Here is a 17,692-nt window from a genome sequence, read left to right as displayed (position 1 = left end):
GTGTTACAGGTGCTGTGGCTTCCCTAGAGGTTTTGTCCGGATATCCCCCTGCACGTACGTGACTGCTCTGGCTGGCAGATTTCCCCGCTACTATCTTTGCCGCGCGCGTTCGCCGGCGACCATCGCTGCACGCAGTTCTTCTGCAATGGCGCGGATTACAGGGACCGTTACCGAATTTCCGAACTGTTTGTAGGCCTGGCTTTCCGAGACTGCATCAACGATAAACTTCTCGTCGAAGCCCTGTAGCCTTGCGCATTCTCGCGGCGTGAGCTTGCGCGGATTTTTTCCCAGTTCTTTCTGGCAGATCAGTATCTCGCTGCCGTCTTTGTAATAACGTGCGCTCAGGGTGCTGGTGTAAGGGCTTTCCTTTGTGAACAGCGAATAACCGAATCCGTTACCTTTCTCGGTATGTTCGCGCTTACGCCGTTCATGACCGTTCCAGAGCTTATCTGAAATCGTGTAGTGGGGTGCGAGCTGAGCAGAGTTCTCCAGAATGTCTCCCAGGCGGGTCGGGACGCCGGTGGGTTCGGGCCATGAGAATATGGTGCTGAAGTCAGTTCCGGCACCGTAGTAATCGCGGTCGAAGCCGACAATAAACACACGCTCGCGGTTCTGCGGGCGGCCAAAATCGCGGGCACGGAGCACTCTGGTGAATACCTGGTAATTTAACCTATTGCCCAGTGCCTCCCTTGCTTCCGCACTCAGGGGGACCTCGTCAGGGATCTCATTTTCGTGCTTTCCTTCGAGAATTTCGAGAATCTGGGCGAGTGTACGTCCGCCATTATGGCCCCGTAGCTGTTTGACATTTTCCAGCAGGAAGGCTTTTGGCCGATGGTGGGCGAGAATTTTCTGAATCTCGAAGAACATGGTTCCCCGTGTATCGAGGAATCCTTTCTTCAGACCCGCTTGGGAAAAAGCCTGGCAGGGGAATCCGCCCAGCAGCACGTCGTGGGCGGGGATGGATTGGGCAGATATCTTTGTGATATCGCCCTCCGGCATTTCGCCGAAATTTGCCGCATAGGTTTTCTTGGCAAACTTGTCCCACTCCGACGTGAAGACGCATTTGCCACGCAATTCCTGGAACGGGATTCGGATACCGCCAATCCCTGCGAACAGGTCGATAAAGCGGAATTCGGGATCGTTTTCCACCGCTCTGTACGGAGCGCCTTCCGGAAGTGCCTGTATATCTTCCCATTTCCTGGGAGACGGCTGGTGCTCGCCACGCTCCCATCCGCCAACCGTGCGCTCTCCGTTCTCCTTCAGCAGTAGCAGCGTTGCGAACTGCTGCTGGGTGAGTCCCATGCGCTCTCTTTTAGACCTGATGTAGTCTGCCTTGCTCAGATTCATATTCATTATTGCTAATTCTACCTATCCTGTACTTTGCCCGGTATTATGGTCAGTATTCCCGATTCCTGCAACTACAGAGCAGAATCATCTGTTCCCAGTGGTCCAGGTGGCCATTCGATGCTGCCGGCATCCCCACGCAACCAGTGCGGCAGCCAGTCGAGTCCTGCCGGACCGTACTTACGCAAGCCGCACTCCCATACAATTACAACTCTCCATCCGTCTTCCTCAAGGAGTCTTCTGTTTAACTTATCCCGGCGTACATTTGCTCCGAATTTCTCTCGCCAGAAGTCCTGCCTGCTTTTCGGATTGCTTGCGAGTTTGCAGCCATCGTGCCGGTGCCAGAAGCAGCCATGTACGAATATGCATGTGCGGTAGCGGGGGAGCACGATGTCAGGGTTTCCTGGCAGGTCCCTTCTGTGGAGGCGGAAGCGGAAACCGTTTTTATGGAGAAAATGCCGGACCCGTATCTCTGGTCCGGTATTTTTTGCCTTGATACCGGCCATCATTTCTGAGCGTTTCTGAGTGGGCACAATATCCATGAATATCGAAATATGCTGGTTGAGCAGTTGCTATGGTGAGAATCAGACTTGGCTAGTGTAATTGGCTAACTGGCTTAGTAGGTATTGTTCGCACTGTGCGGGCAAGTTCGCTAGTAAGGCCGAGTCAATATGGGATTTCAGTTCCGTGTGCTCTGGCGTCCTCTTATTACAGGCTGGGGATGTTTGCGAGGCGGGTTGCGACCCATATCTTTCCAATAAAGTTGCTTTTCGTGCAGGGTTCTGATAACTTCAATTGCAAATTTGCAAATCAGATGTTGTGCCCTTTCTTGGATATTCCTTCAAACAGAGTTAGGTAGTGATATAGATGCCCAGAATGTCAGATGATCAGCTTAAAACTCTTGGCGCCGAACATGGTGCATATTCTGTTGTGACTGAAAGGGAGGCGGAGAGAGACAGATCAATCACTATTGATGCCAACGAGAAAGAAGTCGTTGGTCACTGTTACCCGCTAGATAGTTTTACACGCAGGGGGGGCGCCGTGCCGGACGGAAAGCCCGAAAGATTTGAATTTCTGATCCATAATCGCGGATCTCTTAGCGAATGGGCTGCACGCAACCTTGCTATTCGTTATCCTAAGTCGGAGGGGAACGAACTACGTCTTTACATGTCAGCTTCTGATGGATTTTATGCTAAAACGAACGATATATTCTATATTTATACTGTGGCAGGGTCCGATCGGCCGCATATAGGGTTTATCGCGCGCCCAACTTGGGATGGTTTTTGGGAATCCCCTTTGTTACCTGAAGCTACGGATTCGTCCAATCCCTCCGATGATATATTCGATGAAGTGTTTCAGCGTGAAATTGGCGGAGTTGCCAGAGGCTCTGTTTTCAAGACATCGCGTATGCAGTACCCCAGGAACCCGCAAATTGCGCTTGATGCTCTGAAGCGTGCTGGGTTCCGTTGCGAGATAGATCCTTCCCATGCCACTTTTAGGTCTGCTGCTTCTGGTAATCAATTTGTTGAGGCACACCATCTCATTCCGATGGCAGTGCAGAATCAATTTGAGAGCAGTCTTGATGTGACCGAGAATATAATTTCTCTTTGCCCTACCTGTCATAAACATATCCATTTCGGCACTGATGAAACCCGCGTCCCCTATTTAGAAATGTTATACGCTAGACGCATGAGGGACCTTGCGATTAGGGATATTGGGGTGGCCCTTGATGTTCTTCTGAGAGCGTATGGTACACGGTTGGCGTAACGGGCAATATTAGCAAGGGCCAATGTATGTCCTGGCTAACTCTGGCAGGTTATTGGTAAAGGAACGGCTGCTGAGTAAATACCATCAAAAATTTGACGCAGATTTGGGATAATGGAAGCGCATTTCAGCGCACTTTCCCTGCTGGGCTCTGCAACACCGTCCCTATACTGATGGTTGCTGAGCTAATCTGACGTCGCTAAAAAAAAACAGATTCCGGATTGTACGAGCTTCAGGTAAACGGGCATGGATCCCCTGCCAAGAGCAGGCGGGCTTTTGGTCTCTAGCCAAGGCGACTGATCTGGTCGCTTTACCCGAGTCGCTGGTGCGGAACCCGAGGGAGACGGATCCATTAAGAGTGGAATCGGGGGCATTGCTAAGAGAGAGAGTGGCTATTTCGAATCGCAGCAAGGCTGTGTCAGCCTCCGCTGGTAAATATTGAAGTGTCATTTAGTATGCGTTGAAAGGCTTGATGACCATTTTCGTTGAAATCACCCATCAGCGCTTTAGCGATAATTTTGCTGATCTGGCTGAGATTCGCCCCTGGCTTTAGCTTGAGGCGGTAGTCGGCATGTCCAAAGTTACTGCTATTATCGTAGCCAGTGAGTCGGAAGCCCTTTCTATCCTTGGGTACACTGAGAATCGGTTTTCCCCCTTCGAGCATGAGTACCTCGCTATGCGTATCCCAGAAGTCTGATACGTTTCGATCCACCACGGCGGCCGACTCCGCATGGTGAAGCATGTATAACGTGTGCAATCGCTGGTAGAGCCCGTTACTTAAGGCTTGCTCGAGCAGAACTTGCTCGACGATACGTCGCGCGCTTGTTCCTCGGTGCGTGATATTGAGAGCATTGAGCATAAAGCGCAGAGTATCCCCCTCAATCTGTACGCCGACTTTGACGATTATATCTTTCGGGGTTGGCGTACCCGCGTCCGTCGCGACGTTGGTTGTGCGTTTGCTCCACAAGAAGTCCGCGTTCCATTTGCCATTCGAAAACCCTGGGACGGGCTCTAATTGAATATTGTCCGGAACCGGAAAGTCGCGGATTTCTTTTTTGACCAGTTCGCACAAATAAGCGGCGCATAGCTTTGACCAAATCGGATGCATCCGGCGATAGGAGGGATGCTTGGAAACTATCTCATCAAGACTGATCTCAGGGCTTAATTGTTGCACCCAGAAAAGACTGAGCCGGTGCAGTGATTCGCAGCATCGTACGTATTCCTTGATCGCTGCTGCAAGCGTGCCACTGGATGGAATAAGTTCGCGCATCCCGTTAGCGAGCTGCTCAAAATTCATTATTTTGAGGTTGGCTAACGTACTGAATGTATCCAGCGGGGCAAGAAGCGACAGGAGCACAAGCTTGGGCTCGCTAAACTCGTTTCCATTGTGGGACTCCAGAACTTTGATATACCGCTGTAACTGCTCACGCGTCGGATAAGACTTGATTTTTAATTCAACGCCGAACAGGACTATTTCTTTTGGTTTTTTTTTGTTACCTGTAACATGCACGACCACGGCCAAGTCGAGGTTTTGCCACTCTCGTCGCAGGAAAACCTGGTGGTTCTTGAATTTATTCTTTATCCGGTCAACCCAGGCAGGATCCAGATCTGCCCAGCGGGCAAAGTCGCATACGCGCTTCCAGGAAGTGACGCTTGATTTATCGCCCTCGATCTCGCACGTGAAGTCTCCCAGCGCTGTTTGCAAAAAATTAGAATGGAAAAGTTCGTTGGATGAGAGGCTGATGCGGAATATCCAGTTCTGCCAGAGTTCATCAAGAATTGAGTCTTGCATGCGGACTTTCTAGTGTGTTAAATGGCTTCTAGCGTGGTAAATACGATCGATGTTTATGTGAGCTCAATAACTCGAGAATTGTACGTATAAATAAATTTTCGTCATGACATAAGTCATATCACTGCTGCGGTCATGAAAGTCCTCGGCTCGGCGCCTTTCTTCAAATACAAAATGCGTGCCTCGCTCCCAGCAAATGTATTCGTGGCGATGTAATATCGAAAATTTTTATAATTCATTAAAAGAAATCAGTTAGAAGTATAAAGCCGGTAATTAAAGGAATGTACCGGCGTTCTGATGATGTTGCAGAATGGCAACGAAAATATGTGGTGACATCCGCAAGACCTAAGACAGGAAGCCCATAGAGTGCGGGCGATTGGGCTTTAGTGCACATTCCATACGTAATGCAGAAATTAGTGCACTGTTGGAGCTGAACGGACTAACCCGGTGTCGTCTCGTTACGCTTGCAAAGTCACCGGGCGTGAGGCATCCGATACTGCCAAGCTGAAGGCAGTCATGTTGTGTGGGATCTCCGAGATTCAGTGCATGGCAGGTTCTCAGCAAGAGCTGTGTTGCCTGTTCTGGGCGTAGATAGCCGAGTTCAATCTTTAAGTCGAAGCGGCGCAGTGCTGCGGGATCTAAGCTATCCATCAGGTTGGTCGATGCAATAAATATCCCTTCAAAGGATTCCATGCGGGTCAGCATTTCATTGACTTGTGTGACTTCCCAGACTTCCCTCGCACCAGCGCGATTGCGGAGAAAACTATCCACTTCGTCGAGCATCAATATGGCTTTCTCCCTCTCTGCTTGACGGAATGCGGCCGCAATAGCTTTCTCGCTATCCCCGACCCACTTTGAACTTAGCTCTGAGACGCTGCGTAGGACGAGCGGCTTGTCAAGTTGAAGCGCAAGCCAGCGCCCAAAGCCGCTCTTGCCCGTTCCTGGTGGGCCGTATAGACAGATACGTGCACTCGCATGTTTCATCAAGCTAGCTTTGATAGTTTCGAGGTCTACGTCCGTATTGAGTAGGCCTGTGTCATATTGTTCGGGCGCGCTGGGTGCGTCGGACAAGTCTATTCCGCGGTGGCCTTGTGCCTCGAGGGAGCGATTGGTCAGCCACATCAGTGCCTCTGCCAGATGGCCATCAGCGATATCGGTACGAATCGTGCGCACTACATTGGCGGCCCGCTCGACCACAGCTGGGGCGAGGTTTTCGACGCCGGCCATCATGGCCAAGGTGCGGGTATCTGCGAGATCGCTGCAGACGCTGTGCAGTATGCGTTCCCTTTGCTGCCGGGGCGGGATCGGCAACTCGATTTGCAGGTCAAAGCGACGCATGAATGCGGGATCTATCCCCTGGATGGAGTTCGAGATCCATATGGTGGGAACGCGATTGTTTTCCAGCGTGCGGTTCAGCCATGCCTTGCAACGGACTGCGGTACTACGGTTGCCGAACTGGATGATGCCATTGCTGAAGATGTCTTCGACTTCATCGAACACTAACAGTGCATGGCGTTGGTCAAAGAAGCATTGTGCTGCGCGATAGGCGCGCAGACGTCGTTCACCAGTGACGGCATCGCCATCATCATCTTCGCTAGCAATTTCCAATAGCTCGCAGTGGAGTTCTGCGGCAAGCGTACGTGCCAGTTCGCTCTTGCCAGTACCGGGTGGACCGTAAATAAATATATTGACGCCCGTTCGACCCTCTTGGATGACGCGCGTCAGATACGGGCGCAGTAAGGTTAGCGCCTCGTGGATGTGGCTGAAATCATCCAAGGTTAAGCGTGCGGGTGGGCTTGGCGCGACGGTATCGCGCAGCAAATTCAATGGGTCAGTTTCTGTTCCCAGTATCGCATCGGCAAACTGGTTCGATAGTAGGTCCAGTTTTGAGCGCAATGGCGCAGCGCCTGAACGGTCAACACTTAATAGTCCAGAGCGCGCCAGTACGCCCTGGTTGGCCAGCGCGGTACGTACATCTGAAGTGGGTAGATCCAGTATCTTGGCAAGCACACTTGCTATGTCAGACGTCGCGATGACGCTGAGTGTGTCGGCGCCTTTGTCCAAGGTGTCTTCGTGATGCAACATGGCGGCGAAGGCCAGTATGTGGCACTCGACTTGATTCATGCCGACGCGTATTGCTAGCCGCTCGATATTTGCCTTGAGTATTGGAGGCAGGGGAGGGGCGGGGGACTTGCTGGCAAGGCGGAGTTGATCCGTCAGTATTTTTTTCACCTCAGTAGCGTCAAACTCCTGTTCGTCGGTATCTAGCCACTTGCCAAGACCGAGGATGTCCGCCAATTCGTCATCGGAAAAGTCGCGAGAACGTATGAAGTTACGATGTCCTCCCAGCGACATGAGCATGCGCAACACCCAAAGATGGATGATGGGGGAGCTGACGTAGTGGCGGTGTGAGATGTAGTGACGAGCCATGAAACTTCTCCTGAGTTGAATAGGGTCAGTTCCAGATTTTCTATTGGGGTGCGACGTTTTGTGTCGCGTCATTGACGCGACATGGCTTGTCGTATAGCGCTGTTAATGTCATCCTCTTTCGTACGGAGGTAAAACATGTCGGAGATCTTTGTGGTTGATCCATCGTTTATGGTGGTCTCAGGTGGCCAGACGGGAGCAGACCGGGCGGGGTTGGACTGGGCGATTGCCGCGGGGATACCCTATGGCGGTTGGTGCCCTAAAGGGCGCAGGTCGGAGGACGGTGAAATTCCGTCGACATACGCGCTGAAGGAAACGCCGGGTTCGGGCTATCTCAAACGTACCGAGTGGAATGTGCGCGATAGCGATGCGACGTTGATATTTACCCTAGATGATGCGTTGTCGGGCGGATCGGCTCGCACAGCACAATTCGCTGATGCACATGGCAAACCGTGGTTGCATGTGCGTCCATCGGTTCACCCCCAGTATGTGGCCCGTTTTTTGGCGCGTCATCGGGTCCGGGTGTTGAATATTGCGGGGAAGCGGGGATCTGCCGCGCCCGGCATAGCCGATCTTGTTCATATAGTTCTTTCTGCATCCATTCGGTTCGATAACGTTTCCTAAATTCAATCTCTTTGCTAAGATAAGCCGATGAAGGAGCTGCGGGCGAACTTGTCTCCGCTTGCAGGAATTTAAAGGATGACATGGGCGCTCTAATGGATCTGGTCTCCGTCTTGAGACAGACTCGCATGCCACGATGGCAGATAGTTCGGGGAATGCAGAATATGTGGGGAACTTTGTTGGCTGCGTATGGGACAGCTTCCTGGATGACAGCGGAGCAGGGCTGATGGCGACCAATCAGCAGTCCTTGTTACGCCAGTGGCATATGCTTCGGATGGTGCCACGGGCACCCGCGAAGATCTCGGCGCGCGAATTGTGCGAACAGTTGAGTGCTGCCGAGTTCCCGGTGACGAAACGAACCGTCGAGCGTGATTTGCAGGAACTCGCTACTGTTTTTCCCATTGTCGTCGACAGCAGGGATAAACCATATGGTTGGAGCTGGTTGCGCGAAGCGACCAGTTTTGATCTGCCTGCGCTGACACTACCGGAAGCATTGACGCTTGCGATGGTCGAACAGCACCTTCGCCATCAGCTACCACCAAGCACATTCGAAGCATTGGGGCCGCATTTTCGCTCGGCTGCACGAACCTTGTCGTCGGTGGATATCAGTGCGCCTTCGCGCAGTTGGCTGGGCAAAGTGCGTAGCGCGGCGCCACAGCAGCCTTTGCTGCCTCCCAAGGTCAACGACGAGTGTCAGCGCGCGATCTATCTGGCTTTGATGCAGGATCAGCAGATCAAGTTGCATTACCGAAAGCGCGATGCCACGGTCGCGACCGTGTATGAAGTGGTCCACCCGCTGGCGGTTGTGCAGCGCGGCGGAATCATTTATCTGGTCTGTATGTTTGGTGAGTTCACCGATGTGCGCACGCTGGCGCTGCACCGTGTCCAGCAGGTGGCACTACGCTATGAAGCGGCCCGACGTTTGCCTAATTTTGACATCGATGAGTATATAGCGTCGGGACAATTTGGCTTTGTGGCGGGTGGTCCCATTCGACTGAAAGCTATCTTCAGCCGTGCGGCAGGGGAGCATTTGTTTGAGACGCCGCTGAGTGCTGATCAGCAGCTATCGGTAGCTGAGACCGGTCATCTGCATCTGGCTGCCACCGTGCCAAACACCCGGGCACTGGTTTGGTGGTTGCTCGGCTTCGGCGATGGTGTGGTGGTCCAGGGGCCAGAGAGTCTGCGCAAGGAAATGTCTGCAATCGCAGCGCGGATGGCGGAATCTTATGCGTAAGCCGAAGTTAATATAATTCTGCACTGCAGGCATACGTCTGTTACCATACAACTGGTGATCGCACCTAATTGCACCAGTGGTTTCTATTTCACGTTTTGTTTTTGATGGGGGCCAGTATGGCGATGTGCGTCCCATCTAAGTCGATCGTTCTTCGCCAATAGCCTTCTGTATCGAGAAGCCTTGCGAGTAGACAAGCGGACCGGTAGCCAAGTCGGAACTCACGCTGTAACCGCGACACTGGATTGTACACACGCAACGTCCCCATTTCATACAGGCGTGTGATCAACGCGACGGCTTCCGAAAACATCAGGAATGCCATGCCCTTCTTCAAGCCCAGTTTCATGCACACGGCTCTGCAGGTGTGATGTCTACACTGGGAGCTTATGCCAATTAAAAGTTTGTATAGTAGCCAATTCAAGGCGGGAAGTCCCATGTCTATCTGCTCATTTAAGGTTGTCTGGCGGTGCAAGGAAATCTCTCAGCGTAGCGAACAGTGAGGTTCGCCGACGCTGAATTCCGGCGAACGGGACTAGCCCATCACTGAGGGTTATCAATTCAATTCAGTTGGTCGCGTGTGTCGAACCCCGCTTATTCTCCGAGTCTGCGCGACAAATGCCGTCGCAGTGGTAGGGCTTGTCTATCCAGCGCAATTAGCAGAGTACGGCCACCGACTTTGGGTATAGGGTGCTTTCAGGCTAATGCATTCCTAGCGACATAAACTGTCGCAGTACTTCGTAAGCTAGCGATGTCGTCTAGCTGCTGAGGAATACATGAATAGTGATGAAGCAGGCATACCATCGGATGCAGTCGGCCAAAATACGTTTTCTGACGCTTTGCTGGCGCAGGCGATGTCGTTTGTCCGCTTGCTCGAGCATGCTGAGGGAGGTCTGATTAGTTCCCCTGAAACCGTGTTACAGATCAGATTCGGCTTTTCGTTGGCTCGCTCGCTGGCACTGGCAAAGCGACTCGAGAGGCTAGGCTGCTGGTCGATTTATATTGACAAGGACGGTCTGAGGCAGGCACAGGTACTTTGTCCCTAGGAGAATTCAGACGGCCAGCGCAAAGTGGTAACGCTGGCCGATACCCTGGCTGTTATGCGGTAATGAGAGAAACCAGCAAATTGCCGTAGCCAACGACACGGTATTGTGCATCGACCGTTCTGTTGGTGCGTGGGTCGTAGTGGCCTACGGTCCGGAATTGCGCATTGTGTCCGGTCTGTTTTCCGTCTGATGCAGTGTCGATATAGCCTATGGTGCGATAGGTGCGGTCAGTCAGTCGCTGTCGGTTCATGATCAGGTGCTCTCAAGTGGTTGGGATGAGTGATCATCCTAGTAGTGCTGACGACAGCCTATGTCGCGACGAAGGGGAGAGTTTTATTGCTGACGACATTGCTAGGCCCTGTGGTTCGCCCGGCTTTAGCCTCTTTCGGGTAGCCTCGGGTTACGGATCACATCACTTAAATTCGCTGCCGTCGCCATGCATGCTGGCCTGAGTCTTTTCCTGTAGTGTGACAAATTGTGAGAATTGCCTACTGGGAATACTTTAGAATAGGTAAAGATTGTCCGGCCAGTCGCTCTGCGACCTCCATTGTCGCGGTTGCTGTCAGGATCACACCTGCGACCTATGAAGACGGTGGCAGGAGTGAACGCGACATCTGCTGTTTCTATCGCGGTTTCGTCGCGGTAGAAAACGCAATTTCAAACACAGATCCGCCGCTATCGGTTGGCTCGCACTTATGGGTGTATATCGGATGGATTTATATCGCGCAGTGCCTAGTCGTCAGTTTCAAGCAGAGCTTATTCTGCGCCGAATCCCTACCGCCCGATTGCCAAGCAATGTCCCATATCTGGTCGATAATCTGTGGGAGTACGCCCGTCCGTTGCACTTGCCGTCGCGGCGCAACGCCGTCTACGCCAGTCCTTCGCCTGAATTGGCGTTGAAGAATGCTTCTGCGGCGATTGATGCAGATGATCGCTACATGGCCTGCCGCATCGAATTTGGTTTCGATCCGCCGGTAATACAGCTCTCTGTTCCTGATGCACGCGATCATCCCGATCTGAAAAACTTGCAGCGGCTCGTGACTCAGCGTCTACAGCAAAAGGGCATATCCGGTTTGACGGCAATGATGCCCTGTGCGGCGTTGTTCCTTCCTGGTGTGACGAAAGCGGAGCTCCAGGCCAGTATGGCGGCGAGTTCCTTGCTGGCAGATCTCGTCAACGAGGCCGTTTCTATCGTTCGCTTGTGGGATTCTGCTCCTGCGCCGGATGGCGAACTGTTTTTCGAAATAGCTGACGATAATCACTACGTGCTCCGGCCGGTCTAGATAAATCAGCGTCTATATGCCCTCCGTCTCCGTCATCACTGCGCGCCGTACTATCGTTGCGGCAAATCCCCACGCTGCTCGCCAATTGCGGTTACAGATGGCGCGTTCTGGTCAGCAGGGCACGCAAGTACTGCTATTCGAACAGCTAGCAGCGCGTCTCGCTGGAGGTTTTACGCAGCCTGCGGATCAGGATACCTTGCAACAGACCATGCGCAGCTGTCTGCCTTCGTTGGCAATCGGCGAGCTGGAAGCCATTCGCAATTTGCCCGGTACGCCGCGCGCATTACTTGCCACCCTGGGGAAATGCTGGCGAGCGGGATACGATTTACAGGCAAATGCGCATGCAAACCCGCGCATTGAATCATTGGCGGTAGTGGATACTGCACTGCGTGCCGGTCTGCCACGTTCGATGCTGGTGCCGCCGGATCTGGCGGCGGCGGCCCTTGCGCGCATAGCGCTGGCGCCGGTGCTACTGGGGCGCGTTACACTGATGGGTCTGGCTGAGCTTGATGCTTGCTGGCAGCCGCTTCTTCTGGCATTGGCGCAAGTGACTCCCGTGATGTGGTGCGCGCGCCAGAATGCCGTGCCTGACTGGCTGACAGGCAGTGCAGTAGAGGTAACGCAGGAGGTCGCGCGAACACCACATCGTCGCATTATCAGTGCGGCGCGCGCTGCGCATGAAGCGCTGGAAGCGATGCGCTGGGTCCGCGGGTTGTTGGCTAGCGGGCAGGTACAGGCTAGTGAGATTGCGCTGGTCAGTGTCAATACCGCCGAGTATGACGATGCACTGCTGGGATTGAGTCAGGAAACTGGCATTGCCTTGCATTTTGCGCACGGCCGTCCCGTTGCTGCTACCCGCGAAGGGCAGTGTGCGGCGGCGCTGGCCGATGTGTTGCTGCATGGTCCAACCCGACGGCGCCTGAGGCGCTGTCAGCTGCAGGCCCTGCCGGACGGTTGGGTAAGGGCCCTACCACCTAGACTCACCTTGCATAGCCCCCATTCATGGAGGCGTGCGTTGGCCAGGGTGACCGCGGCCGACTGGCCAGTGGGCGCCGATGGAACGGCCGCGCTCAAAGCGGTGATTGACTTGCTGCTGGAGGGGCCGGCGGCGGCCGAAAAGGTGGGAGAGACGTTGCTTAGCGGTCGAGCACTGGCGATCTGGCGACGCGCATTGCTGGCCGGGCCAGCAGAGGCGCTCATGGAAACCATTGCAAACCTGCGCCAGGATGACGGGCTCGATAGCTGTGTCAACGTGAGCTGGATGCCGGCTGCTATGCTGGCGACGGCGCCACGCGCGTATGTCTGGCTACTCGGGATGAATGCTGGTTCGTGGCCACGCCAGAGCCGGGAAGATGTGCTGTTGCCTGCCCATATAGTCCCCGCCCGGGTACTCGAGCCATGCTCGCTGGCGGATGCCGACCGACAGGCCTATGCGTCCCTCAGTACAGCATGCTCCGAGTTAATCTGTTCGTATTCCCGCTGTGATGGCGCCGGCCGACATGCGTCTGCCAGTGTGTTGTTGCGAGGGGCGGATACTTGTGAACATCGGGCCTGGAATGCGCCCGCGCAGCATGCTGCGAGCGAAGCGGATCGCCTGTTTGGGCGAATACAGGAGTTTGCTGCAACCTCGCATGCCGTCTCAGCGAGAGCGGTCTGGCGAGATTGGCATGCTGCCGCAATCACCCCACATGACGGGTTGATCCGATCGGGACATCCGGCCATGCACGGCTTGATCGGGCGGGTCCATTCTGCCAGTTCCTTGAGGACACTGCTGCGTAATCCCATTGCCTATCTCTGGCGCTATGGGCTGAAGTGGAGCGCGCCCGAGGCCGAAGATGAGTTGCTGGAACTGGATGCGGTGCAGTTTGGCAGACTAGTCCATGCCATATCGCAGGAGGCGCTGGAACATCTTGAGGCCAGTGTGACGTATTTCCGCTCCAGCGGCGAACAGCGTAAGTCTGCATTGCAGCAAGCGATTGCGACGGTGGCGCAACGCTGGGAGGAAGCTGAATCGGTGCCGCCGGCAGCCCTCTGGCAGCGGACATTGACGATGGCGGGTGTCGCTGCATCGGCTGCGCTGGAATTTGGACATGGCAGCCTGCCGGATGGCAAAGCCTACGCAGAAGTGGGATTTGGTGGCGCGCAGAACGGCGGCGCCCGCTTACCGTGGGATGTCAATGCACCGGTGATAGTACCAGGCACCGGCCTGGCCATTAAAGGTGTGATTGACCGCCTCGACATTTCTGCGGACGGTCGCTTAGCAGCGGTGCGTGATTACAAGACCGGTAGCCGTGGCGTTTCTGCCGATGCCACTTTGGACGGTGGAGCTGAACTTCAACGCAGTCTCTACGCATTGGCGGTGCGCACACTTTTGAGCCAGGTGGAAGAGGTGAGAGCAAGCCTGTTTTACACGCGTGACTTGCGCGATGTCCCGCTGCAGACGCCAGAAGAGGCGATGGACAAGCTTTGCACGGCACTGCTGGCGGCGAGCCAGAGTTTCAGTGCAGGGAATGCGCTTGCCGGGCCGGATGCAGGGGACGACTATGACGATTTTGCATTGCTGCTGCCCGCTAATCGGCAATACCTGTCGCGCAAGCAGGAGGCGGTCCGCGCCATATTGGGCGATGCGGCAATGATCTGGGAGGTCAAGTAATGTCCGCCGTATTGCCGCTCGACGATGCCTACGCCAGACGTCAGGCGCTGCTCGACCATGATAGCTCCCTCATTGTTGAGGCGGGCGCTGGTTCGGGCAAAACTGCGCTGATGGCCGGTCGTGTTGTTATGCTATTGGCGGCGGGGCAAGCGCCGTCGTCGATTGCTGCGGTCACCTTTACCGAACTGGCTGCGAGCGAGTTGGTGCAGCGGGTACGTGATTTTGTCCAGCTATTGTGTGAAGGATCTGTTCCATCCGAGCTAAGGCTGGCCTTGCCGGATGGGCCGGATGCCGAACAGGCAACGCGGTTGGGGGCGGCATTGGCCCGCATCGACGAGATTACCTGTTCCACTATCCACGGCTTCTGTCAACGGCTGATCATGCCCTATCCCGTGGAGGCTGGGATCGATCCGGGTGCCAGCGTCATGTCGGCCGTTCAGGCAGACATGCTGTATGGGGATCTGCTGGAGCAGTGGCTACGCGAGGAGCTGGATCAGGCGCAAGGGGGGAGTCTCGCCGAATTCCTTGATTGCGGCATCAGGCCCATGTTAGCCCTGGTGCGTACGCTGGCAGCGCGGTTGCGCCATTATCGCCAAGACGTCGTGCTGCCGGAAGCCGATACTGCAGTGCCGCTACAGACATGGCGCACGTCGTTTGCCTCACTGGCCGGCTTTATTGAGCGCTGCGGCATCATAGAGGATAAGAGTCAGGCCGTGCTTCAGGAAGGTCGTCAATTTGATCTGGCGGTGAGTGCTGTTCCGGCGGCCATCCTGACGCTGCAGTTACCGAATGCGATGTTCACTAAGCAGGGGACGGCACGTGCCCTGCGCAATAAAGGCGTGTGGACTAAAGCGGCCAGGGAAGTGGGGATCGCCACATCGGAAGCCGAGGCTTTGCTACTGGAGTTGGAGGGTTATGTCGCGGCGAGTGCGGAGGCGTTGCTGCAACTACGCGCGGCGGCCTCGGCGGCTATCCTGGCGGGGCTGGCGCGGGCAATCCAACCAGTGTTGGCGCGCTATCAGCAAGCCAAGCGCAACGCGGCTTTACTTGATTTCGATGATCTGATCTTTGCCGCCCGTGCTCTGGTACGCGATCATGAACCGGTGCGTCAGGCGCTGGCCCAGCGTTATCGCCATGTTCTGGTGGACGAGTTTCAGGATACGGATGCCTTACAGGCCGAGATTTTCTGGACACTGTGTGGCGAACTGGCCGCGACGGGTGCGCAGGACTGGCGTTTGCGCGACATTCGCCCTGGTGCATTGTTCCTGGTGGGGGATCCTAAGCAGGCGATCTATCGCTTCCGAGGCGCGGATATCGCGGTCTACATGGCTGCCCGCGAAGCGTTCTATCGTCGCGATCCGAAAAGTGTGCTCGCTATCACGACCAATTTCCGCTCTGTTCAGCCGATCCTGACCTTCGTCAACCAATGTTTTGCTGCTGCGCTCTCAGCCGACGGCCAACCGGGATTTGTCGCCCTTAACGCCTTCAGAGGCGATTGCCAGGAGTCCGCCGTGGTCGGGCTGGATATCCAGATTGGGGATGGCAACGTCGCGCAGATCCGGCAGGCCGAAGCTGACGCCGTGGCTGATTTTTGCCAGCGCCTGATAGGTCAGTACCGATTGCGCGACAAGCAAGGTGAGGAGTACCCTTGCCGAGCCGCTGACATCGCCTTGCTCGCTCCTAGCAGTGCCGAGTTGTGGCGTTACGAGGCTGCGCTTGAAGCGCGCGGAATCGCCGTTGTCTCACAAGCAGGGAAGGGCTTCTATCGTCAGCAAGAAGTCCAGGATCTGGTAGCGCTGGTGCGTGTGCTGGCGGATGCGCGGGATACTCTGGCATTGGGTGCACTGCTGCGTGGCCCTCTGGTGGGCCTTACTGAGGAGGCTTTGCTGGACATCGTTTGGCATTTGCAGCAGACGACGCCCGGCGCAGCACTCAGTTTGTGGACGGACACAGCGCTGATTGACAATGAATTAGCGCGGCAGGTGCTGGGTGACTTAAAGCAGTTGTACTTGCTGTCGTCATCGACAACCCCAGCGTTGCTGTTGGCTGAGGCGATTGAGCGATTGCGCGTGCGCCATATTTTAGTTTTGCGGCATGCTGGCCGCGCTGAACGTGCGTTGGCGAATGTTCAGCAGTTTCTGGAAAAGGCGAACGAGTATGCCGTGCTTGGCCTGGCTGCGTTTGCGGACGACGTTAGTCGTGACTGGGCGGATGAGGTCTCTGTAAGAGAAGGAGTACGCGACAAGCAGGAGGATGCGGTAACCCTTTTCACCATGCATGCCTCCAAAGGACTTGAATGGCCGATCGTCATTCCGGTCAATGGCTGTACGCAATGGATGGCGAGTGACGCCGATTTCGTTCAGCGCAATGGCGGGAAATTGCGCTGCAAGGTTCTCGGTGTTGCACCGCCGGGGTATGAAGAGGCGATACAGAACGAGAATGCTGATCTCGCTTGCGAACGTGTTCGTCTTTGGTACGTCGCGATGACGCGTGCACGGCAATTACTGGTTTTGCCCCGTGGCTTTGATCGCCCAGCAGAAACCTGGGCCGGCGTGCTTGCTCTGGATCTGGAGAGTTTGCCAACGCTTGCGTTAAGTGATCAGGACGAGCCTGCACTCATTACAAGCGATACACCCGTCACGCAGTGTGCGGAACAATTCTCGCAAGAGTGTGTGGTCATCGAAACGGTGCAGCGCGAGATTCGTTGGGGTAGTCCAAGCCGGGGCGAAGGTGCTGGGGAGCTCATCCCGGTTGAGGATGGGGACGCACGAATTGATGCTGGTTACGCTTCTGTTGCTGGGGTCCGAGGCAGCCGTGAGCGCGGCAGAGTCATTCATAAGCTGCTGGAAGAAGTAATTAATGGGGAAACGGTGAATGATGAGGGGACGCTTGTCGCGAGGGCCACCGAATTGATTGAAGCACTGGGTTTGTTTCCTTGCTTGGATCCGTCTGAAGGGATGTCGCCGGAGGAAATTGCTCGATGCGTCGCCGCTACGTTAACGCTGCCCGAGGTGTCGCCGCTGCTTTCCACTTTACAGGCAGAGTATCCGTTATGGTCATGCACGCCAGATAAGCAAACGGAGCATGTTATGACTGGTGTGGCAGATGCGGTAAGTATTGATTCTAATGGGCGTGTGCACACCATCATCGACTGGAAAAGCGATGTGATCCCTGGCCCGTCTTTGCTGGAACAGTATCGTGCGCAAGTTGCCGCATACGTCAAAATGGCGGGCGCTGTTCGCGGGCTGCTGGTGATGGTCAGTTCCGGACAGGTGATCGAGGTTTAAGCTCTGTCGGAAGATGTTTTGAATGCTAAATCGTTTTGTGCGATTTATCTATTTTCCAGAGTAAAGGAAAAATGCAGCGGTTTTATGACTTCGGACACTGATATAGGCGAGAATGTTAGCCATCGAGAAATGTGTGTTGAGCAAACAAAGTGGTATGTTTGGAAGCTGTTGCCAAGCTCATGGCTTTTATCCGGAAGTGCGGTATTTAAGAGATCGCGTGCTTCATTGGGAGGACCAAATTTCGTGACGT

General features: G+C 54.8%; 12 protein-coding genes. 7 read left to right on the top strand and 5 right to left on the bottom strand.

The genetic code is table 11. The annotated features are described in order from the left end of the window. Nucleotides 1-90: 90 nt before the first annotated feature. Together GTP23_RS12720 and GTP23_RS12715 are read right to left on the bottom strand one after the other, a co-directional pair. Nucleotides 91-1,353: a DNA cytosine methyltransferase gene (locus tag GTP23_RS12720; protein ID WP_202412165.1), complete on the bottom strand. Its 1,263-nt coding sequence runs from the start codon at nt 1,351-1,353 to the stop codon at nt 91-93. Between the two features lie 65 nt (nt 1,354-1,418). Then, complete coding sequence (locus tag GTP23_RS12715) at nt 1,419-1,886, bottom strand: very short patch repair endonuclease (protein ID WP_161035454.1); 468 nt, start codon at nt 1,884-1,886, stop codon at nt 1,419-1,421. 334 nt (nt 1,887-2,220) lie between these two features. Here GTP23_RS12715 and GTP23_RS12710 point away from each other — a divergent pair, with 334 nt between their 5' ends. After that, complete coding sequence (locus GTP23_RS12710; RefSeq protein WP_161035453.1) at nt 2,221-3,111, top strand: HNH endonuclease; 891 nt, start codon at nt 2,221-2,223, stop codon at nt 3,109-3,111. Between the two features lie 415 nt (nt 3,112-3,526). Here GTP23_RS12710 and GTP23_RS12705 read toward each other — a convergent pair whose 3' ends face one another. Beyond that, nucleotides 3,527-4,900, bottom strand: a complete 1,374-nt coding sequence (locus tag GTP23_RS12705) for a PD-(D/E)XK nuclease family protein (protein ID WP_161035452.1) — start codon at nt 4,898-4,900, stop codon at nt 3,527-3,529. Nucleotides 4,901-5,242: 342 nt separating this feature from the next. Further along, the gene (locus GTP23_RS12700) at nt 5,243-7,327 is read right to left on the bottom strand and encodes an ATP-binding protein (protein WP_229256061.1); all 2,085 of its coding nucleotides are present in this window, start codon (nt 7,325-7,327) and stop codon (nt 5,243-5,245) included. A gap of 135 nt (nt 7,328-7,462) precedes the next feature. Here GTP23_RS12700 and GTP23_RS12695 point away from each other — a divergent pair, with 135 nt between their 5' ends. Beyond that, nucleotides 7,463-7,948, top strand: a complete 486-nt coding sequence (locus tag GTP23_RS12695; protein WP_161035451.1) for a putative molybdenum carrier protein — start codon at nt 7,463-7,465, stop codon at nt 7,946-7,948. Between the two features lie 223 nt (nt 7,949-8,171). After that, a complete protein-coding gene (locus GTP23_RS12690) occupies nt 8,172-9,179 on the top strand; it encodes a helix-turn-helix transcriptional regulator (RefSeq protein WP_161035450.1) in 1,008 nt (335 codons plus the stop codon). 88 nt (nt 9,180-9,267) lie between these two features. On the opposite strand, the gene GTP23_RS12685 is transcribed toward GTP23_RS12690, so the two are convergent. Further along, nucleotides 9,268-9,522: a hypothetical protein gene (locus tag GTP23_RS12685; protein WP_161035449.1), complete on the bottom strand. Its 255-nt coding sequence runs from the start codon at nt 9,520-9,522 to the stop codon at nt 9,268-9,270. A gap of 427 nt (nt 9,523-9,949) precedes the next feature. On the opposite strand from GTP23_RS12685, the gene GTP23_RS12680 reads away from it, so the two are divergent. From GTP23_RS12680 to GTP23_RS12665, 4 genes are all read left to right on the top strand, one after another. Further along, nucleotides 9,950-10,219 carry a hypothetical protein gene (locus GTP23_RS12680; RefSeq protein WP_161035448.1) on the top strand — a complete coding sequence of 90 codons (270 nt, stop codon included), beginning with the start codon at nt 9,950-9,952 and terminating at the stop codon, nt 10,217-10,219. 710 nt (nt 10,220-10,929) lie between these two features. Next, nucleotides 10,930-11,502: a hypothetical protein gene (locus GTP23_RS12675; protein WP_161035447.1), complete on the top strand. Its 573-nt coding sequence runs from the start codon at nt 10,930-10,932 to the stop codon at nt 11,500-11,502. 196 nt (nt 11,503-11,698) lie between these two features. Continuing rightward, a complete protein-coding gene (locus GTP23_RS12670) occupies nt 11,699-14,155 on the top strand; it encodes a PD-(D/E)XK nuclease family protein (protein WP_161035446.1) in 2,457 nt (818 codons plus the stop codon). Beyond that, a complete protein-coding gene (locus GTP23_RS12665) occupies nt 14,155-17,442 on the top strand; it encodes a UvrD-helicase domain-containing protein (RefSeq protein WP_161035445.1) in 3,288 nt (1,095 codons plus the stop codon). The genes GTP23_RS12670 and GTP23_RS12665 overlap by 1 nt, the downstream gene beginning before the upstream one ends. The last annotated feature ends 250 nt before the right edge of the window (nt 17,443-17,692 follow it).

The sequence above is a fragment of the Duganella fentianensis genome (genome assembly GCF_009857835.1).
Classification (GTDB): Bacteria; Pseudomonadota; Gammaproteobacteria; order Burkholderiales; family Burkholderiaceae_D; genus Rugamonas; species Rugamonas fentianensis.
The sequence above is the reverse complement of the archived record's forward strand: the minus strand, read 5'-3'. Positions and strand labels throughout refer to the sequence as shown.